Annotated in this window: 16 protein-coding genes and 4 tRNA genes; 2 read left to right on the top strand and 18 right to left on the bottom strand. The window is 52.3% G+C overall.

Annotated features, from left to right (window positions below):
- Positions 1 to 19: 19 nt before the first annotated feature.
- Positions 20 to 1,201: a uroporphyrinogen-III C-methyltransferase gene (hemX, locus tag OGY67_RS16015; protein ID WP_118263108.1), complete on the top strand. Its 1,182-nt coding sequence runs from the start codon at positions 20 to 22 to the stop codon at positions 1,199 to 1,201.
- A gap of 2 nt (positions 1,202 to 1,203) precedes the next feature.
- Positions 1,204 to 2,403, top strand: coding sequence for a protoheme IX biogenesis protein HemY (gene hemY, locus OGY67_RS16010; RefSeq protein ID WP_153754011.1), 1,200 nt, complete (start codon positions 1,204 to 1,206; stop codon positions 2,401 to 2,403).
- 454 nt (positions 2,404 to 2,857) lie between these two features.
- Here the strand turns inward: hemY and OGY67_RS16005 are convergent.
- The 18 genes from OGY67_RS16005 to rho all read right to left on the bottom strand — a co-directional run bounded on the left by OGY67_RS16005 (position 2,858) and on the right by rho (position 19,345).
- Positions 2,858 to 2,934: transfer RNA gene (locus OGY67_RS16005), tRNA-Pro, on the bottom strand.
- Positions 2,935 to 2,975: 41 nt separating this feature from the next.
- Positions 2,976 to 3,061 (bottom strand) — tRNA-Leu (locus OGY67_RS16000).
- 20 nt (positions 3,062 to 3,081) lie between these two features.
- Positions 3,082 to 3,157 (bottom strand) — tRNA-His (locus OGY67_RS15995).
- A gap of 56 nt (positions 3,158 to 3,213) precedes the next feature.
- Positions 3,214 to 3,290 (bottom strand) — tRNA-Arg (locus OGY67_RS15990).
- 102 nt (positions 3,291 to 3,392) lie between these two features.
- On the bottom strand, positions 3,393 to 4,778 hold the full coding sequence (gene thrP / locus OGY67_RS15985) for a bifunctional threonine/serine APC transporter ThrP (protein ID WP_003828980.1): 1,386 nt from the start codon (positions 4,776 to 4,778) through the stop codon (positions 3,393 to 3,395).
- Positions 4,779 to 5,056: 278 nt separating this feature from the next.
- Positions 5,057 to 5,797 (bottom strand): lipopolysaccharide N-acetylmannosaminouronosyltransferase, encoded by a 741-nt coding sequence (gene wecG / locus OGY67_RS15980; RefSeq protein WP_003017964.1) that lies wholly within the window; start codon positions 5,795 to 5,797, stop codon positions 5,057 to 5,059.
- Positions 5,797 to 7,152, bottom strand: a complete 1,356-nt coding sequence (gene wzyE / locus OGY67_RS15975) for an ECA oligosaccharide polymerase (protein WP_020996101.1) — start codon at positions 7,150 to 7,152, stop codon at positions 5,797 to 5,799. Before wzyE ends, wecG begins: the two co-directional genes overlap by 1 nt.
- Positions 7,149 to 8,228, bottom strand: coding sequence for a TDP-N-acetylfucosamine:lipid II N-acetylfucosaminyltransferase (locus OGY67_RS15970; protein ID WP_057067468.1), 1,080 nt, complete (start codon positions 8,226 to 8,228; stop codon positions 7,149 to 7,151). The genes wzyE and OGY67_RS15970 overlap by 4 nt, the downstream gene beginning before the upstream one ends.
- Positions 8,225 to 9,475 (bottom strand): lipid III flippase WzxE, encoded by a 1,251-nt coding sequence (wzxE, locus tag OGY67_RS15965; RefSeq protein WP_003017971.1) that lies wholly within the window; start codon positions 9,473 to 9,475, stop codon positions 8,225 to 8,227. Before wzxE ends, OGY67_RS15970 begins: the two co-directional genes overlap by 4 nt.
- A 1-nt stretch (position 9,476) precedes the next feature.
- Entirely contained in the window at positions 9,477 to 10,607 is a 1,131-nt protein-coding gene (rffA, locus tag OGY67_RS15960) for a dTDP-4-amino-4,6-dideoxygalactose transaminase (protein WP_111466303.1), read from the bottom strand.
- Between the two features lie 4 nt (positions 10,608 to 10,611).
- On the bottom strand, positions 10,612 to 11,289 hold the full coding sequence (gene rffC / locus OGY67_RS15955) for a dTDP-4-amino-4,6-dideoxy-D-galactose acyltransferase (protein ID WP_234692724.1): 678 nt from the start codon (positions 11,287 to 11,289) through the stop codon (positions 10,612 to 10,614).
- Positions 11,267 to 12,148, bottom strand: a complete 882-nt coding sequence (gene rfbA, locus OGY67_RS15950; RefSeq protein ID WP_032945685.1) for a glucose-1-phosphate thymidylyltransferase RfbA — start codon at positions 12,146 to 12,148, stop codon at positions 11,267 to 11,269. Before rfbA ends, rffC begins: the two co-directional genes overlap by 23 nt.
- Before the next feature lie 33 nt (positions 12,149 to 12,181).
- A complete protein-coding gene (gene rffG / locus OGY67_RS15945) occupies positions 12,182 to 13,249 on the bottom strand; it encodes a dTDP-glucose 4,6-dehydratase (RefSeq protein WP_234692723.1) in 1,068 nt (355 codons plus the stop codon).
- Positions 13,249 to 14,511 (bottom strand): UDP-N-acetyl-D-mannosamine dehydrogenase, encoded by a 1,263-nt coding sequence (wecC, locus tag OGY67_RS15940; protein ID WP_234692722.1) that lies wholly within the window; start codon positions 14,509 to 14,511, stop codon positions 13,249 to 13,251. The genes rffG and wecC overlap by 1 nt, the downstream gene beginning before the upstream one ends.
- The gene (wecB, locus tag OGY67_RS15935) at positions 14,508 to 15,638 is read right to left on the bottom strand and encodes a non-hydrolyzing UDP-N-acetylglucosamine 2-epimerase (protein ID WP_071446066.1); all 1,131 of its coding nucleotides are present in this window, start codon (positions 15,636 to 15,638) and stop codon (positions 14,508 to 14,510) included. The genes wecC and wecB overlap by 4 nt, the downstream gene beginning before the upstream one ends.
- Before the next feature lie 55 nt (positions 15,639 to 15,693).
- Positions 15,694 to 16,740 (bottom strand): ECA polysaccharide chain length modulation protein, encoded by a 1,047-nt coding sequence (gene wzzE / locus OGY67_RS15930; protein ID WP_071446068.1) that lies wholly within the window; start codon positions 16,738 to 16,740, stop codon positions 15,694 to 15,696.
- Between the two features lie 12 nt (positions 16,741 to 16,752).
- Positions 16,753 to 17,883, bottom strand: a complete 1,131-nt coding sequence (gene wecA / locus OGY67_RS15925; RefSeq protein WP_267966254.1) for a UDP-N-acetylglucosamine--undecaprenyl-phosphate N-acetylglucosaminephosphotransferase — start codon at positions 17,881 to 17,883, stop codon at positions 16,753 to 16,755.
- 202 nt (positions 17,884 to 18,085) lie between these two features.
- Entirely contained in the window at positions 18,086 to 19,345 is a 1,260-nt protein-coding gene (rho, locus tag OGY67_RS15920) for a transcription termination factor Rho (RefSeq protein WP_002437993.1), read from the bottom strand.
- Between the last annotated feature and the right edge of the window lie 57 nt (positions 19,346 to 19,402).

The following is a 19,402-nucleotide window of genomic DNA, read 5'->3' as shown; positions in this document are numbered from 1 at the left end:
CTCATAATGGGATGCCATAATGACGGAACAAGAAAAATCCTCCGCCGTGGTTGAAGAGACCAGGGAGGCCGTGGAAACCACGTCACAGCCAGTCAATACTGAAAAAAAGAGTAAGAACAGCACGGCGCTGATTCTGAGCGCTGTGGCGATTGCTATTGCGCTGGCTGCAGGCGTTGGGCTGTACGGCTGGGGGAAACAACAGGCAACAACACAAACGGCAACCAGCGATGCGCTGGCGAACCAGCTGACGGCGCTGCAAAAAGCGCAGGAAAGCCAAAAAGCTGAGCTGGAAGGTATTATTAAACAGCAGGCAACACAGCTGGATGAAGCCACTCGCCAGCAGGCCACGCTGGTCAAACAGCTTGATGAAGTCCAGCAAAAAGTCGCCACCATCTCCGGCAGCGATGCGGGCACATGGCTGCTGGCGCAGGCTGATTTTCTGGTGAAACTGGCCGGTCGTAAATTATGGAGCGATCAGGACGTCACCACCGCCGCTGCGCTGTTGAAAAGCGCCGACGCCAGTCTGGCGGATATGAACGACCCGAGCTTAATTACCGCGCGACGTGCGATTACTGACGACATCGCGAGCCTGTCCGCGGTGACTCAGGTCGACTATGACGGCATTATCCTGAAAGTGAATCAGCTCTCTAATCAGATTGATAACCTGCGTCTGGCCGACAACGACACCGACGATTCTCCAATGGACTCTGACAGCAGCGAGCTTTCCAGTTCGATTAGCGAATGGCGCGTCAATCTGCAAAAAAGCTGGCAGAACTTTATGGACAGCTTTATCACTATTCGCCGTCGTGATGAAACCGCCGTCCCGCTGCTGGCACCGAACCAGGACGTGTACTTACGTGAGAACATCCGTTCTCGTCTGTTAGTAGCCGCCCAGGCCGTGCCGCGTCATCAGGAAGAAACATATCGCCAGGCGCTGGAAAATGTCTCCACATGGGTGCGTGCTTACTACGACACCGACGATGCAGCGACCAAAGCGTTCCTTGAAGAAGTAGACCAGCTGAGCCAGCAAAGCATCAGTATGGATGTTCCGGAAACGCTGCAGAGCCAGGCTATTCTCGACAAGTTAATGCAGACCCGCGTACGTAATTTACTGGCGCAGCCTGCCACAGCACCGGTAGCAGCAGCGCCTGCGCCAGCGCCTTCGACAGACGCTCCGGCAACCGCGCCGCAAGGAGAATAATGATGCTAAAAGTATTGTTGCTCTTTGTGCTGTTGATCGCCGGGATCGTCGTCGGTCCGATGATAGCCGGTCATCAGGGTTACGTGCTGATCCAGACGGATAACTACAATATCGAAACCAGCGTGACGGGCCTGGTGATCATCCTGATCGTCGCCATGGTCGTCCTGTTTGCGATTGAATGGCTGTTGCGCCGAATTTTCCGCACCGGCGCACATACCCGTGGGTGGTTTGTGGGTCGTAAGCGTCGTCGCGCCCGTAAACAGACCGAACAGGCCCTACTCAAACTGGCGGAAGGTGACTATCAGCAGGTTGAGAAGCTGATGTCGAAAAATGCCGATCATGCAGAACAGCCGGTAGTGAATTACCTGCTGGCGGCAGAAGCGGCTCAGCAGCGCGGTGACGAAGCGCGCGCCAACCAACACCTTGAGCGTGCTACCGAACTGGCCGGAAATGATACGATCCCGGTAGAAATCGCTCGCGTTCGCCTGCAACTGGCGCGTAATGAAAATCACGCTGCACGCCACAGCGTAGACAAACTGCTGGAAGTGACGCCACGTCATCCGGAAGTGCTGCGTCTGGCTGAGCAGGCCTACATTCGCACCGGCGCATGGAGTTCCTTGCTGGATATCATCCCATCCATGGCAAAAGCGCATGTGGGTGATGACGAGCACCGCGCCATGCTGGAACAACAGGCATGGGTTGGCTTGATGGATCAAGTCCGCGCCGATCAGGGCAGCGAGGGGCTGCGTGCATGGTGGAAAAACCAGAGCCGTAAAACCCGTCATCAGGTTGCCCTGCAGGTGGCGATGGCTGAACATCTGATTGAGTGTGACGATCACGATACGGCGCAGCAGGTCATCATTGATGGTTTGAAACGTCAGTACGATGACCGCCTGGTGCTGCCGATCCCGCGTCTGAAAACCAATAATCCGGAACAGATAGAAAAAGTGCTGCGCCAGCAGATTAAAGCCGTGGGCGATCGCCCGTTGCTGTGGAGTACGCTGGGTCAGTCGTTAATGAAGCATGGGGAATGGCAGGAAGCTACGCTCGCCTTCCGTGCTGCTCTCAAACAGCGCCCGGATGCCTATGACTACGCCTGGCTTGCTGACGCGCTGGACAGACTGCACCAGCCGGAAGAAGCCGCCACCATGCGCCGTGATGGCCTGATGTTGACGCTGCAGAACAACAATCCCCCGCAGTAATTCCCTCTTGCCCGGTGGCGCCTCGCTTACCGGGCCTACATATTTTTCAATCGCATAAACAAAATCCTTCGAGAAGTCACTTGAAGGATTTTGTTTATGCATAAAAAAACGCCCGCTCGGTAAGGAGCAGGCGTTAAACAGGTCTGTATGACAACATAAATGGGTGCTTCACTCAACGTTATGTCCATGGTGTTTGATGAGGCCTGAGCGACATCTGTCTGTGGACGATAAGCACCGTAAACGGCTCTGCATCATTCCTGAGTTTATGAGGCCAGATGGCGAACATAAGAGATGGAATGAGCATCTACCCGCATATTATTGCACAACGCATGCCACGATTGCACTGCAAAAACCAGGTATTCGGACTTTTTAAGACTTCAGGAAATTCGCAGATGCGCAGGCTAAGAAGGGAAAATCTGAAAACAAAAAACCCCGCCGAAGCGGGGTTCAAAATTGGTCGGCGAGAGAGGATTCGAACCTCCGACCCACTGGTCCCAAACCAGTTGCGCTACCAAGCTGCGCTACTCGCCGTTTTACTGCTTTTTGAATTTTTAGTTCAATTCTTTAAGTCGTGGTGCGAGGGGGGGGACTCGAACCCCCACATCCTAAGGACACTAACACCTGAAGCTAGCGCGTCTACCAATTCCGCCACCTTCGCATTTCACAACTTTAAATTAATGGGGTGGCTAATGGGATTCGAACCCACGACAACTGGAATCACAATCCAGGGCTCTACCAACTGAGCTATAGCCACCACTGCAAATCTTTTACGCGGTATTAAAACCACCGCAGCTCTGGCACCCTACTAAATGGTGCGCCCGACAGGATTCGAACCTGAGACCTCTGCCTCCGGAGGGCAGCGCTCTATCCAGCTGAGCTACGGGCGCTTAGCGCCGTTGCGGGGCTGGATATTACGGAGGTCTCGGTCTTCTGTCTAGTGCTTTTTTAAAATAAATTATCGTTTGGTCATGGTTTGTGCGTTTTGTCGCTTATTCCCGCAATTTATGGGCTGTGCCATGACGATTCAGACCAAAAACCTTATAAATGAGCGTCACGGCCAGTAAGAAACCCATGCCAACAAAAAGCGACATTCGGGTATCTTCATTAAAGTACATGCCAATTAATACGCAAATCAGGAACGCCATCGTCAAATAATTCGCCCACGGGAACAGAATGGAGCGGAATGGATGACTGGCAATCGCCGCTTTATGCGCCTGACGGAAACGCAACTGGCTTATCAGGATCACAAACCACGGCACCATCCCCGGCAACACGCTGGCACTATAGACATAAACAAACACGCGCTGCGGGTTAGGAATGATGTAGTTCAGGCATGAGCCAATCAGCAGGATCGCGATAGAAATAGCCACTCCGGCAACCGGCACGCCATGGCGTGATACTTTTCCAACAACGGCAGGAAGCTGGCGATTCTTTGCCAGCGCGTAGAGCATACGCCCACAGCTGTACATGCCGCTGTTACAGCCAGACAGCGCCGCCGTCAGCACCACAAAGTTAATAATCCCTGCCGCAGCAGTAATACCAATCTTGGCAAAGGTGAGAACAAACGGGCTGCCGTTGCTGCCAATCTCATTCCACGGGAAAATAGTGACGATGACAAAAATCGCACCAACGTAGAAAATCAGAATGCGCCACAGCACTTTACCCACCGCGCTACGCAGCGTGACCTGTGGATTCTTCGCTTCCCCTGCAGTGATACCGATCAACTCCACGCCCTGGTAAGACGCCACAACAATACACAATGCCGTCAGGAAGCCCTTCCAGCCCCCAGCAAAGAAGCCGCCGTGCTCGGTCAGGTTGCCAAAACCAATCGCCTGGCCGCCATTGCCAAAGCCGAAGAAAATCACCCCAACCCCAATGACGATCATCACAATGATGGTGGTCACTTTGATCATGGCAAACCAGAACTCAATTTCACCATACAGGCGAACCGCAGCGAGGTTTGCCAACGCAACCAGTCCTACCGCGATCAGTGCGGGTATCCATTGCGCCATTTCCGGGAACCAGAACTGCACATACACCCCGATGGCGGTAATCTCTGAGATCCCCACCGCCATCCACATAAACCAGTATGACCAGGCGGTGAGATAGCCAAAGAAGGGGCTCATATAACGGTGAGCGTAAACAGCGAATGAACCTGCAACCGGCTCGAGGAATAACATCTCCCCCATAGAACGCATAATGAAAAACACGAACAGCCCGGCGACGATATACGCCAGCAGAACCGAAGGTCCCGCCCATTTAAGGGTACTGGCGGCCCCCATAAATAGCCCAACGCCAATAGTGCCCCCAAGGGCAATTAATTCGATGTGACGAGCCTCCAGCCCACGCTGTAGCTCAGGTTTGTTCTCAGCCATAAATCCTCTTGATGTGTTTGCATGCTGTCCGGTATTACCGGTTCTCGTTATGGGTACATCTTGTTATGCCATAACAGGCCATGCGGCACCGACCGCTTTACGGTTGGCGCCAAAAACACCACGGCACTGCAATGATTGTTGCGAATGGTTTCCTAAAATCGCTTAAATGGCAATTAAAGCATTCAAAAAATGAATAGATTGTGCGATAAAGCAGCGATTATGTTGTGAATAAGTAGCGTAATTAGCAGATCACGCTACTTATCAGAGGAGAGAGGGCGTCAGAGGTTGCCGGTATAGTGCCAGCGGAGATAGCGTAATAAGCGAAGTTGTCGAGTAATACGGCTCGGCTGCGACAATAAGCGATACAGCCACTCCAGCCCCAGATTTTGCCAGATTTTAGGCGCACGCTTAACGTGACCGGTAAAGACGTCGTAGGTGCCCCCGACGCCCATATACAGCGCGTCGGGGTGAGTCTTGCGGCAATCACGCATAAAGATCTCTTGTTTTGGCGAGCCCATCGCCACCGTCACAATTTGCGCACCGCTGGCGTGAATACGCTCAAACAACGCCTGACGCTGCTCTGGGGTAAAATAACCGTCCTGACTACCCACAATGTTCACGCGCCACTGTGCACGTAGTTTTGCTTCTGTTTGTGCCAGAACTTCAGGCTTGCCGCCAACCAGGAAAACTGGCGTTCCGTTTTGCCCAGCTCGCGCCATCAGCGCTTCCCAAAGGTCAGCTCCGGCCACGCGTGAAACCTGCGCCTGTGGGAATTTTTTGCGCACCGAACGCACCACGCTAATCCCATCCGCATACTTGAACTCCGCGGCGTTGATCAGCTCCCTCACTTCAGGGTTATCTTCTGCTGTCAGCATCTTCTCAGCGTTAATAGCCACCAGCGTTCCTGACCTGAGGTGTCCTTCGGCAAACAGGTAATTCAGCGCATGTTGCATATCGCGCCAGCCAATCAGTTGTAATCCGCGCAGCGAATACAGCGGCGCAGTTGTGTTATCTGTCATTACGATCCTTCAATCTGTGTCCGGGGCAGCGATTTGATTCGTTTATGAATGAGTCCCGCGCTATCAAACAGCCAGAACAGCAGTTTTGCCACCAGTAGGCAAACGCCGAAAATCACGAGGAAAAAGACCACTCGTGAGACAAACGAATCCAGCCCTTCACGTGCCAAAACGATCATATTGAAAATGGCGCCAAAACAGAAACTGTGCAAAATCGCCGCCTTATAGCGATTGGTTTCGCGATTGCCAAGCTCATACAGCCAGTCGAACCACTTGATAATGAGCCCAACAACAATCGCGCCTAATGGTATAAACAGCGCCCCGCCCATCACCACCAGTGAACCAATTAACGTCGGCGAAATCGCCAGTCCTGAGTGGTTGTTCAACACTTCCCAGGTAAAGTAGTTCGCTGAATTGAGTACAATACTCGGCCGCCCAGGCCACAGCCAGGAGGGAATAAAGACGTAGAAGTCACGGACGATCGGCGCCAGCCCCTGGAACTCAATATTGTGGTAATTCTGCAGCAATAGCGCCAGGTTCTCCCACGGTGAGAAGGTGTCGCGCGTAAGGTACAGGAACGTATAGAACGCCTCATCGCCGCTAACGCTCATTCCGTAGCGCTTCAACGCCAGCCAGAACATCCCGACAATGCCCAACACGCCTGCAGCGGCCAACATCCACAGCGAAATCCAGCCGCGAATAATGCCGATAAACAAGAAGATGGCAAACGCGATAATGATATTGGCGCGCGTCCCACCCACAATCATATAGGTCAGCAAACCAAACGCGACGGTACTCACGAGGAAGAACACCCACGCTTTGCTGTCCTGACGCAGGAAATAAACCACCAGCATTGCCGGAATGAAGAAGTAGAAGAAACGCTTCAGAGCGACGCCAGAGACTTCACTGGAAAAAATCTGGCTATAGGATTGCAGTCTGAACAGCAGGAATCCGTTGTGCATAAAGAAGATGCCCACGCTCACCAGCGCAATCGCCATCAGGATAACCCAGGTCAAATGGGCTTCAACGCGATTGATGGTAAACAGCGGCCTGCGCGGCTTATCATCTACTCGTTTGCGCAAGCGCGTTTTATACGTCACGTAGTAGACGGCATAGAAACAGGCGGCTGACAGCAAGGCCTGTAGAAGGATCTCCGGCGGAGCCACTGCCACATCAAAGCGGAACACCAGGATGCTGGTTAACGGGAATCCGAAGAAGAACGTCAGCAAGAACAACAATGAGAAGAAAACATTGAAGTTAAAACGCACGCGGCGGAACTCAAACCAGGTCAGTGTGGCGATAAACAAGGTGGAGAGCAGCCAGACCACCAGAAGACCGCTGAATTGCATCAGGCTCATACGGTTTCTCCTGAAGCAATGCGCAGCGCGTTGTGCCACGGCTGCAGATAATTCGGGCTAAAGAAGGTAATAGTATTTTTATCTACCGATGCCAACTGGCGCTGCGCTTCACGTACGACGCCTTCATTGAGATCATCAGTGGTAAATAACACCGGAAGATTTTGTTCCACCATATCCTGCCAGAAGGGATTTTCACGGTTGAGCACGCATGGGATACCCGCCTGGATCAGTAAACACAGTGTACCGATTCCCTGTTGACGGGCAAAAATAAAGTAACCCAAATCGCATTGACGCAATAACGCGAGATAAGCGTCAAATTCCAGCTTTTCACTCAAAATTTGCAGATTATCAGCGCTAAATAACGCCAGGCCGGCCTGGCGAACCTCGTCGATATAGGCCGCATTATTGGCGGGATAACCCATCGGCACAATCACATTCACCGTGTCGCCAAACTGCTGATGGACGGCGCGAAGCGCGGCAACATGCTCATTGCTGCGATCGCCAGAGTTGCCAACCAGCACCGTCATCTTGCCGCTGCGCTGGCAATCATTGCTCATGTTATTGAGTGAAGGATCCATTCGCGTTGGGAAATAGAGCAACTCACCCCGCACACGGGGATGTTGCTCGGCGAAATAACGTAAATCGCCCCGTGTGGCAAACACGCAGCCCACACGATTCTGCGCCATGCGGCGAATCGGGTAAAACAGGCGGAATTTCAGCCCACTGGAGACTTCGTATAAATCAGCGCCCCAGATATGCCAGTAAAACTGCGCCGGTTTAATCCCGCCACTCAGCAGCGCCAGCCACAGGCTGGTGTTGAACTGGCCGTGGAAGAAGAAACGCTGTTGGCGATCCGCTTTTGCTTTCGCGATCACAGCGTCAGCAAGCGCCTTTTTCCCGCTGTAGAAGCTTAGCGATAACGCCGGGCAGCTCTCACTGAGTCCCGCATCCTGACCGGCAACCATAAACGTGCGCGCATGCTCGCTCGTCGCGGCCAGCGAGTCGTTGAAAAACCGCAGCACGGTTTGGTTATGGTGAGGGATATCCGATCCCAGAACGTGAATCAGTACAGTCATGCCCGCCTACGCCAGAGTAAAAACACGCCACAACAAAGAGAAAAATAGACGATGTACGTTGCCATATAAGCCTGTGCCGCTCCCAGCGCACCGTGTGCAGGGATCAGCCAGTGAGCAAACACCGTCAATAACATGAACTGGCTAATTTCAGCCAAAATATAAAACCGCAGCGATGCTTTCGCGATCACCAGATACCCAAAGACATACGCCCCAACTTTCAGTACATCGCCGACCAGTTGCCAGGCAAACAGATCGCGCATGGCGGTGAATTTTGCGGAGAAAAGCAGCCAGATCGCAAAATCACGCAGCAACCAAACAGTAAAGCTCGCAGCGGCAACCGCCGGTAACACGAACTTCAGCGACTTAACCACCTCGCGCGTAATGTCGCGCTTTTCGGTCAGTCGAGACAACGTCGGAAGCAAGTAAACGCTGAATGAGGCGGTAATGAATTGCAGATAAGCATCAGAGATACTGCTTACTCCCTGCCAAATCCCTACATCATCCCAACTGTACTGCGCCGCCAGCAGGTTTCGCATCATCACGTATGCCACAGGCAGCGTTACGGAGGTAATCAGCGCCATCAGGGTAAACTTGCTTAGCTGTCCAGCCAGACCGTTATCCCACGAGGGTTTCAGGTAATGCAGGGGAATCGCCCCACGCTTAATCAGCATAATAGCGGCGGGGATAACGACCAACGCGGGCACTAGCGCCAGACCCAGCAAAGCGCCTTCATACCCTCCCAGGCGATAACAGCCATAATAAGCCACTACGCCCACCAGGCTACCCACAATCAGCGACAGCGCGTTACCCGCCGCATCGCGAAAGCCCTTCATCAACGCCAGCAGCAGGTTCGCCCAGGCAATACCCATTTGCACCAGCGCAACCAGTCTTACCAGCCCCTGATAATGAGTATGGCCAAACAATCCCTGACTGATTGGCGCGGCCGCCAGCAGAAAAATCACCGCCATCAGCGTAGAGAATCCCAGCACCATCGCGGAAGATGTACCGACTACCTTACGGAGCCGGGTCGGATCGTCATGGTGCTGCGCAACATATTTCGTGACGCCGTTGAAAATGCCGGCCCCCGCCAGAACACCAAGCACGGTGACCATCTGGCGGAAGTTACCCGCCTGCCCCACGCCTGCCGGGCCAAACGACACCGCCAGCAGCTTCACGACCAGCAAACCTGCACCAATTTTTACCAGCGTACTGGCTGCCGTCCATAAGGACGCTTTAGCAAGCGACATATCAGGCGAAGTAGTTGAGTAAGGTCGAAATGACCGTTCGCTGGTTTACTTGCGACAGGTTGTAAAACAGCGGCAAGCGCAGCAGACGCTCGCTCTCTTTAGTGGTGAAACGATCAACACCGGCAAATACGCCGAATTTATCGCCAGCCGGACAATCATGTAGCGGGATATAGTGGAACACCGCCATAATTTCAGCTTCTTTCAAGAAGTTAATCAACGCCGTGCGATCGTCGATATCGCGCAGCTTGATATAAAACATATGGGCATTCTGCACGCAGTTTTCCGGGACAGAAGGCAGATCAATGCGTCCGGCACGCGCCAGCGGTTCGAGAGCATCATAGTAGTTCTGCCACAGCGCCAGACGCTGCTGGTTAATACGGTCAGCCGCTTCCAGTTGTGCCCACAGATAGGCAGCCTGCAGATCGGACATCAGATAGCTGGAGCCAATATCACGCCAGGTATACTTATCCACCTGACCGCGGAAAAACTGGCTGCGGTTAGTTCCTTTTTCACGGATGATCTCTGCACGTTCCACTAATTTTTTATCATTAATCAGCGTCGCACCACCTTCACCGCCTGCGGTATAGTTTTTGGTCTCATGGAAGCTAAAGCAACCGATGTGACCAATCGTCCCCAGCGCCCGACCTTTGTAAGTCGACATGACGCCCTGGGCCGCATCTTCCACGACAAACAGGTTATGTTTGGTCGCCAGCGCCATGATGGTATCCATTTCACAGGCTACGCCCGCGTAATGCACCGGCACGATAGCGCGGGTCTTGTCGGTGATCGCCGCTTCAATCAGCGTTTCGTCAATGTTCATGGTATCCGGGCGGATATCAACAAAGACAATTTTCGCACCGCGCAGCACGAAAGCATTGGCCGTGGAGACAAACGTATAGCTCGGCATAATGACTTCATCGCCAGGCTGGATATCCAGCAGCAATGCCGCCATCTCAAGCGATGCGGTGCAGGAAGGCGTCAGCAATACTTTCTCGCTGCCAAAATGCTGTTCCAGCCACTGTTGGCAGCGACGGGTAAAACCACCGTCGCCACACAGTTTGCCGCTGTTCATCGCAGACTGCATGTAATCGAGTTCAGTGCCCACCACCGGCGGTGCGTTAAATGGAATCATCGTGTCACCTGTATAACCAATACGCGGTGCTTTCCACATTCGCACCACTGTGTATATAACGTTTAAGCGCGGCGGTATTGCCCATTTGGGTCGCCACGCGTAATGTTGTTTTACCGCGAGCCTGCGCCCAGCAAAGGGCAGCCTGCATCAGTTCTGCTCCCGCCCCACGCCCGGCCAGCAGGCCAATTCGCGCATCGGTCGCATTCAGTTCACGCAGCGAGACATAGCCACGAATATCACCTGCCGGTGTACGAAAAACGAGGCATTGATGATCGAACGTCCCCAGCACTGCGTTTTCAATCCACTGCGCATAAAAACGCGTGCTGGCATCTGCTGCATACCATGGGGCGCGAAAACGACTTTGCGCGAACGCCTGTCCTGCCAGTTGGCGTAATGCAGGGATATCCGTAGTTTGTGCGACCTGCGCACCGGGGTCGCCATGCGCACACATCACCGGCAGCACAAAATCCACTTCACCTTCAACCAGTGAGAAGCCCAACTGTTGCAGGGCGTCTAATTCATGGGTATTGGCGGCAGGAATTTTTGCCTGTACCCGCGACCAGGGCTGCAACATATCCGCAGTCAGAACCGGCGCGTGTTGGTCAAAACGCACAATGGCGCTATTCACGCCAAAGAACGTATTTTCCCAGCTAAGCGGCTCAATACTGGCGCGGACGAGCACGGAGCAGCTCCAGCAGGTATTGACCATAACCCGTTTTGGCCAGTGAACTGGCAGCACGCTTCACGCCTTCGTCATCCAGCCAACCGTTACGCCAGGCGATTTCTTCCAGACAGGCTATTTTAAAGCCCTGGCGTTTTTCCACCGTCTGCACAAAAGTACTCGCTTCGATAAGACTGTCGTGCGTACCGGTATCCAGCCAGGCAAAGCCACGCCCGAGCAATTCTACCGTCAGATGTCCGTCATCAAGATACATCTGGTTGATAGACGTAATCTCCAGCTCCCCACGCTCAGAAGGTTTTACGCGTTTTGCATATTCCACCACCTTGCTGTCATAGAAATAGAGACCAGTCACTGCCCAGTTGGATTTTGGTGCTTTCGGCTTCTCTTCCAGCGAAATAGCTCGAAAATTGTCGTCAAACTCCACGACACCAAAACGTTCAGGATCCATCACCTGGTAACCAAACACCGTCGCGCCTTGCGTTCTGGCGGCTACGTGACGCAGTTTTGGACTGAATCCCTGACCAAAGAAGATATTGTCTCCTAACACCAGACATGATGGTTCACCGTTAAGGAACGTTTCACCAATGATAAACGCCTGTGCTAATCCATCCGGACTGGGTTGCTCAGCATAGTGCAATTCAATGCCGAACTCAGATCCATCGCCCAGTAAGCGCTGGAAATAGCCTTTATCTTCCGGTGTAGTGATAATCAGGATTTCGCGAATTCCCGCCAGCATCAATACTGATAACGGGTAGTAAATCATCGGCTTATCGTAAATAGGCAATAGCTGCTTCGATACGCCACGCGTAATGGGATACAGGCGAGTACCTGAGCCACCCGCCAGAATGATACCTTTCATGCGTTGTCTCCTCCGGGAGCCAAAACCAGGCTGTTAGCCCTTCAGACCTAAACGTTCGCCCTGGTAACTGCCGTCCTGCACGGGTTTCCACCATGCCTGATTAGCCAGATACCATTGCACGGTTTTGCGCATTCCGCTTTCAAACGTTTCTTGCGGCATCCAGCCTAGTTCACGCGCAATTTTCGACGCGTCAATGGCATAACGCAAATCATGACCCGGGCGATCGTCCACAAAAGCGATCAAGTCGCGGTACTGCGCGATACCCTGCGGCTTTTGCGGTGCCAGCTCTTCCAACAGGCTGCAAACCGTTTCGACAACTTCCAGGTTTTTACGCTCGTTATGGCCACCGATATTATAGGTTTCTCCCACCGCGCCCGTTGTCGCCACACAATAGAGCGCCCTGGCGTGATCTTCTACATACAACCAATCACGGATCTGTTGCCCATTGCCGTAAACCGGCAACGGCTTCCCCGCCAATGCGTTGAGGATCATCAGCGGAATCAGTTTTTCCGGAAAATGGTACGGACCATAGTTGTTAGAACAGTTGGTTATCAGCGTTGGCAGACCGTAGGTACGCAGCCAGGCGCGAACCAGATGATCGCTGCTGGCTTTCGACGCGGAATAAGGGCTGCTCGGTGCATACGGTGTGGTTTCAGTGAAGAAATCATCCGTAGAATGCAGGTCGCCATACACCTCGTCAGTCGAGATATGGTGGAAACGAAACGCTGATTTTTTCTCGCTGGTTAAATCACCCCAGTAAGCGCGCGCCGCTTCCAACAGCGTGTAGGTTCCCACGATGTTAGTTTCGATGAAGGCGGCCGGACCATCAATTGAGCGATCGACGTGGCTTTCTGCCGCCAGATGCATCACGCAGTCCGGCTGATAGTGTTGAAACACCCTGTCGAGCGAAGCTCGATCGCAGATATCGACTTTCTCAAAGGTAAAACGAGGATTCTGTGCAACCGGCTCCAGCGACATCAGATTTCCGGCATAGGTCAGTTTATCGACCACAACTACCGCATCCTGAGTCTCATGAATGATATGCCGAACAACCGCAGAGCCGATGAATCCCGCTCCACCGGTAACCAGAATTCGTTTCATTAGCGCCAAACCCCTTTGGTATCAACGACATATTGCTGATGAACCGCATCGCCTTTAATGGCTTTAAATTCATTATGGTCGACCAGCAAGACCAGCACATCGGCGCTTGCCAGGGCATCGTCCAGCGTTGCCAGTTGGCACAGACCGTCCAGTTTTTTCGGCAGTTGATGGATGTTCGGTTCCACCACCAATGTTTCGCCTTTGTGCCAATGCGCGATGCTTTGCGCAATCCCCATCGCCGGGCTTTCACGTAAATCATCAATATTCGGTTTAAATGCCAGACCAAAGCAGGCAATTTTCACTTCGCTGGCCCGTTTATTGGTATCCGCCAGACAGTCGGCCACGGCAGCTTTTACCCGCTCGACCACCCAATGAGGCTTACCGTCGTTTACCTCACGCGCGGTGCGAATCAATTTCGCCTGCTGCGGGTTCTGCGCCACGATAAACCACGGATCAACTGCGATACAGTGCCCGCCAACACCCGGACCCGGTTGCAAAATATTCACGCGCGGATGGCGATTTGCCAGGCGAATCAGTTCCCAGACGTTGATCCCCTGATCGGCGCAAATCAGCGACAGCTCATTGGCAAAGGCGATATTGACGTCGCGGAAGCTATTTTCAGTCAGCTTGCACATTTCCGCAGTGCGGGCGTTAGTCACGACACATTCACCCTCAAGGAAGATGTTGTACAGTTCGCTAGCACGCGCGGAACAGACAGAGGTCATTCCCCCAATCACGCGGTCGTTTTTAATCAGTTCAACCATCACCTGGCCCGGCAGCACGCGCTCTGGACAATAAGCAATGTTAACGTCAGCCTGTTCACCGACCTGTTGCGGGAAAGTCAGATCAGGACGCATTTCAGCCAGCCATGTGCCCATCTGTTCGGTAGCCCCGACAGGCGACGTCGATTCAAGGATCACCAACGCGCCTTTTTTCAGCACCGGCGCAAGAGACTTCGCCGCAGCTTCCACATAAACCATATCGGGTTCGTGCTCCCCCTTAAACGGAGTAGGCACAGCAATCAGATAGGCATCCGCATCTACAGGGGTTGTGGTCGCACACAGAAATCCATTTGCGACCGCCGTTTTCACCACGGCGCCCAAATCTGGCTCAACGATATGAATTTCACCGCGATTAATGGTATCCACCGCGTGTTGATTTACATCTACGCCAATCACATGCTTTTGACGGGAAGCAAAGGCAGCCGCCGTCGGCAGTCCGATATAACCCAGCCCAATGACAGAAATGGTCGTAAAACTCATAGCGATATCCGATTATTTTTTAACGCGTGTAAAATGCGGCCACATGCCTGCCCGTCACCATACGGATTATGGGCGCGGCTCATGGTCTGATATTCATTGTCGTCATGCAGCAAACGCGTGACTTCTTCGACAATACGCTGCGGGTCTGTCCCTACCAGACGTACTGTGCCCGCAGTAATCGCTTCCGGACGTTCCGTCGTTTCGCGCATCACCAGTACCGGTTTCCCCAGAGATGGGGCTTCTTCCTGAATCCCACCAGAGTCGGTAAGGATCAGCCAGGCGTGATTCATCAGCCAGACAAACGGCATGTAATCCTGCGGTTCAATCAGGATGACGTTTTCAACGTGACCCAGAATACGATTAACCGGTTCGCTGACGTTAGGATTCAGGTGCACTGGATAGACAATCTGTACGTTCTGATTGGCCGCGGCAATTTCCGCCAGCGCGTGGCAAATGCGTTCAAAACCGCGACCAAAGCTTTCCCGACGATGACCGGTCACCAGAATCATTTTTTTATCAGCGGCCAGGAAAGGATAACGTTCTGCCAGATCGGTACGCAGCACCTCGTTTCCCAGTACACGGTCACGAACCCAGATCAACGCATCAATAACCGTATTACCTGTTACGAAGATACGGCTATCAGAAATGTTTTCCCGTAGCAGGTTTTGGCGCGAGTTTTCTGTTGGCGCAAAATGATACATCGCCAGATGCCCGGTCAGCGTACGGTTCGCCTCTTCCGGCCAGGGAGAGTAGAGATCGCCTGTACGTAAACCCGCCTCCACATGCCCTACCGGAATGCGTTGATAGAACGCGGCCAGGCTAGTGGCAATGGTGGTCGTGGTATCGCCGTGAACCAACACAACGTCGGGTTTAAAATCAGCCAGAATAGGCTTTAATCCTTCAAGGATTCGGCAGGTAATTTCTGTTAGTCCCTGACCTGGCTGCATAATATTGAGATCGTAGTCAGGTACAATGGAAAAAAGGTTCAACACCTGATCGAGCATCTCCCGATGCTGTGCCGTGACGCAAACTTTTGCCTCAAAATCAGGATCTTTTGCCAGCGCATGAACCAGAGGTGCCATTTTTATGGCCTCCGGTCGCGTGCCAAATACAGTCAGTACTTTCACATCGATTCTCTTCGGATTGGCAGTGAGGGCCCAGCCCCTCACTGCAACGATATTGCTAAATCGTGCGGCGACGGGTTAACGCGACACCAGCACCGATCAGAGCCCCAACGATGCCCCACATAATCATCAGGAAGGCACGACGAGGGCTGTCACGTTTTACCGGTTCCTCCGGCGTACGCAAATAACGATAGGTCTGAAAACGCGGATCCAGAGTTGGCCCAACGTTCAGTGTGTTAAGCATGGCTCGGTTTTGGAAGTAGTCCAGATCGAAATCGGGACCAACAGATTGCAGGTTTTCGAGTCGCGCCTGCAGCATAGGACGTCCAAGCAAAAACAGTTCAGAATCGGGTAGCTCTTCAGCCGGAACGTCAGTGGAAGTACGCGAAATATTATGCTGTTCAGCAATTTTGAGAGCCTGCTCAATATTATGAACACGGCGAGAGAAAATCGATTTCGCCACTTCTTCCTGGCGTTTAACCTGTGCTTTCATCTGCACGGTGCGCGCAGCCCAGGCTCCCTTTAACTCGTCGTTCAGATGACGCGCTGCACGCTGACTGGCAAACGCGACGTACTGTCGCAGCAGATTGTTGGCATCAGGTGCCGTCTCGGCAATCAGTTTCACGCTGTCATTGGTATTACGAACCGCATCGCCGGGCATAAACTGAATGTTATTGATCAGTTCATCCAGCATCGCCGCATCGGCTTTACTGTTACCCACCATACGTTGCTTGTAGTAATCAGTCTGCAGCCAGAATTCACGGCGCGTATCCCATGAGGCAAGCTGCATAATAAATTCTTTATAGGCTTCATCCATCACTGACGGTTGATCCGCAGATGCAAGACTGGCCTTGATGTCCAGGTTACGCAAGAACTGCTGCTGAGAATAATAGCCGCCCAACATATTGACCGTTGGCCTGTCTGAAATCGCCGTTGCACTCCACTCCTGACGAGCAAAAAACGTATACGCGAGAGCGACTATCGCGAAGGCGAGAGCCATGCCGACAATCCACACTTTCCCTGCCCATAAGGCACGAAACAACCCACGGATATCCAGTTCATTTTCTGCGCTCACGGCGTGTTCCCCCGGTAATGGTTGTGTCATCGCATCCTCAATTCACTTGGTTAAGTTTGGTTTGCCTTCGCGGTGCCTTCGTAGCCTGCGCTTAACACGCTTAATAAATCTCGCGACCTTCCATGCCCGCTTAATACAGTAACCGTAAAGACCGAATGCCAGTAAAAAGAGCACCAACATGGCCCATTCAGGAACTAAACGAAAATATTCAGCCAGTGCACCGATAGAGGCCAGAATCGCTGCAGCCAACGTGATCAGAACAAATGCCTGTCGGGAAGTAAACCCGGCGCGCATCACTAAATGATGAATATGCTGGCGATCGGCAGAGAAAGGACTCATGCCTTTACGTAAACGACGATACATGATCGCCACCATATCCATTAACGGAATGGCGATAATCCACAGTGCAGTGACCGGGCTAATAGGATGCGTTTTACCTTGAGTGGTCTCCAGCAGGATCCAGATTACCGTAAAGCCAATCAGCGTACTCCCCGCATCGCCCATAAAGACCTTATAGCGGCGTCCAAGAATACCCAGGTTCAGCATGATGTAAGGCAGGATGGCGGCAATCATGGCAAAACACCAGATAGCCAGGCTTGTCTGACCATCGAACCACAGGATAAACCCCATCGCTGCGAATGAGACGCTGGATAGCCCGCCTAACAAGCCATCAATGCCATCAACCATATTAAAGGCGTTAATCGCCGCCCAGACGGCAAAAAGGGTGAGAAAATAACCAAAGGGACCCAACAACAACTCCCACGGGCCAAAAATATATCCTAGGCTACTTAGATAAAGCTCACCTTTTACCATCATCAAAATAGCAATCACCGCCTGAACAACTGCTCGTACTTTTACGCTGATGTCAAAACGATCGTCAAGCGCACCAACAAACACCAGCACACCTGCACAGAAGAGGTATAACGAGGCATGGGGAATGTAATAATCCGAAAGGCCAAACATGAAATTGATTCCTGCAAACACAGAAATCCCGCCCACTAACGGAATAATCCCTTGGTGACGTTTGCGGAAGTTTGGCTTATCCACTAAACCTATTTTTATGGCTACTTTTCGTGCCAAAAAAATAAAAATGGTTGTGAATAAAAAAATACTAACTAGCTCAGAGAAAGCAGCGAGTAGATTCACAGTGTATGTGTTCTCAGCATATATCATTTCCTTAAAGTATAATGCGTTAAGACGCCCCCTTGAAGAGAGCAGCTAAAACATTACACTTCCTACCTCTTGTCGGTCATGCCACTCATTGTGACAATCCATGACGCCGATAATAATGACAATTTTATCTGACCAAACATTAGGATGAATCGTAAAAGCAAAACGCCACGTAAAAACGTGGCGTTTTCAGATGATGCCCGAATCAGGAACGCTTCATCATATCGAAGAAATCGTCGTTGGTCTTGGTCATCGCCAGTTTGTTAATGAGGAATTCCATTGCATCGATTTCACCCATCGGATGGATGATTTTGCGCAGGATCCACATTTTCTGCAGCTCTTCCTGAGTAGTGAGCAGCTCTTCTTTACGGGTACCGGAACGGTTGTAGTCGATAGCCGGGAAGACGCGTTTTTCAGCAATCTTACGAGAGAGATGCAGTTCCATGTTGCCGGTACCTTTAAACTCTTCGTAGATAACTTCATCCATTTTAGAGCCGGTATCAATCAGCGCAGTCGCGATGATGGTCAGGCTACCGCCCTCTTCCACGTTACGTGCAGCACCAAAGAAACGCTTAGGACGATGCAGGGCGTTGGCGTCCACACCACCGGTCAGTACTTTACCGGAAGCCGGAACCACGGTGTTATATGCACGCGCCAGACGGGTGATGGAGTCAAGCAGAATGATAACGTCTTTCTTGTGTTCAACCAGACGTTTCGCCTTCTCGATAACCATTTCCGCAACCTGAACGTGGCGGGAGGCTGGTTCGTCAAAGGTAGAGGCAACCACTTCACCTTTCACCAGACGCTGCATCTCGGTAACTTCTTCCGGACGTTCGTCAATCAGCAGCACCATCAGCACGCAGTCAGGATGATTGTATGCAATGCTCTGCGCGATATTCTGCAGCAGCATGGTTTTACCCGCTTTCGGCGGAGCAACAATCAGACCACGTTGGCCACGACCGATCGGCGATGCCAGATCCAGTACACGCGCCGTTAAGTCTTCAGTAGAACCGTTACCACGTTCCATACGCAGACGAGAGTTTGCGTGCAGCGGCGTTAAGTTCTCAAAGAGGATTTTGTTACGGGCGTTTTCTGGTTTGTCGTAGTTAACTTCGTTAACTTTCAACAGCGCAAAGTAGCGTTCACCTTCTTTCGGCGGGCGAATCTTACCAGAAATGGTATCACCAGTGCGGAGGTTGAAACGGCGGATTTGGCTGGGAGAAACGTAGATGTCATCAGGACCGGCGAGGTAGGAGCTGTCTGCAGAGCGGAGGAAACCAAATCCATCCTGCAATATCTCCAGCACACCGTCACCAAAGATATCTTCGCCACTCTTTGCGTGCTGCTTCAGGATGGCAAAAATAATGTCCTGCTTGCGCATACGAGCCAGGTTTTCAAGGCCCATATTTTCGCCGAGAGTGATCAGCTCAGAAACCGGCGTATTCTTTAATTCGGTAAGATTCATAATGGTGTGAGTTCTTAAACTTGGGGTAAATCTCGAACTTAATGTTGTGAATGGTAT

The organism is Citrobacter sp. Cpo015 (assembly GCF_030333035.1).
GTDB classification, from domain to species: Bacteria; Pseudomonadota; Gammaproteobacteria; order Enterobacterales; family Enterobacteriaceae; genus Citrobacter; species Citrobacter portucalensis.
This window is presented reverse-complemented; position numbering and strand designations above follow the sequence as displayed.

Bases quoted from the DNA above. Each gene is read 5' to 3' on its own strand.
- hemX (WP_118263108.1), top strand. From the start codon at position 20: ATGACGGAACAAGAAAAATCCTCCGCCGTGGTTGAAGAGACCAGGGAG.
- hemY (WP_153754011.1), top strand. From the start codon at position 1,204: ATGCTAAAAGTATTGTTGCTCTTTGTGCTGTTGATCGCCGGGATCGTC.
- thrP (WP_003828980.1), bottom strand. From the start codon at position 4,778: ATGGCTGAGAACAAACCTGAGCTACAGCGTGGGCTGGAGGCTCGTCAC.
- wecG (WP_003017964.1), bottom strand. From the start codon at position 5,797: ATGACAGATAACACAACTGCGCCGCTGTATTCGCTGCGCGGATTACAA.
- wzyE (WP_020996101.1), bottom strand. From the start codon at position 7,152: ATGAGCCTGATGCAATTCAGCGGTCTTCTGGTGGTCTGGCTGCTCTCC.
- OGY67_RS15970 (WP_057067468.1), bottom strand. From the start codon at position 8,228: ATGACTGTACTGATTCACGTTCTGGGATCGGATATCCCTCACCATAAC.
- wzxE (WP_003017971.1), bottom strand. From the start codon at position 9,475: ATGTCGCTTGCTAAAGCGTCCTTATGGACGGCAGCCAGTACGCTGGTA.
- rffA (WP_111466303.1), bottom strand. From the start codon at position 10,607: ATGATTCCATTTAACGCACCGCCGGTGGTGGGCACTGAACTCGATTAC.
- rfbA (WP_032945685.1), bottom strand. From the start codon at position 12,148: ATGAAAGGTATCATTCTGGCGGGTGGCTCAGGTACTCGCCTGTATCCC.
- rffG (WP_234692723.1), bottom strand. From the start codon at position 13,249: ATGAAACGAATTCTGGTTACCGGTGGAGCGGGATTCATCGGCTCTGCG.
- wecC (WP_234692722.1), bottom strand. From the start codon at position 14,511: ATGAGTTTTACGACCATTTCTGTCATTGGGCTGGGTTATATCGGACTG.
- wzzE (WP_071446068.1), bottom strand. From the start codon at position 16,740: ATGACACAACCATTACCGGGGGAACACGCCGTGAGCGCAGAAAATGAA.
- wecA (WP_267966254.1), bottom strand. From the start codon at position 17,883: ATGATATATGCTGAGAACACATACACTGTGAATCTACTCGCTGCTTTC.
- rho (WP_002437993.1), bottom strand. From the start codon at position 19,345: ATGAATCTTACCGAATTAAAGAATACGCCGGTTTCTGAGCTGATCACT.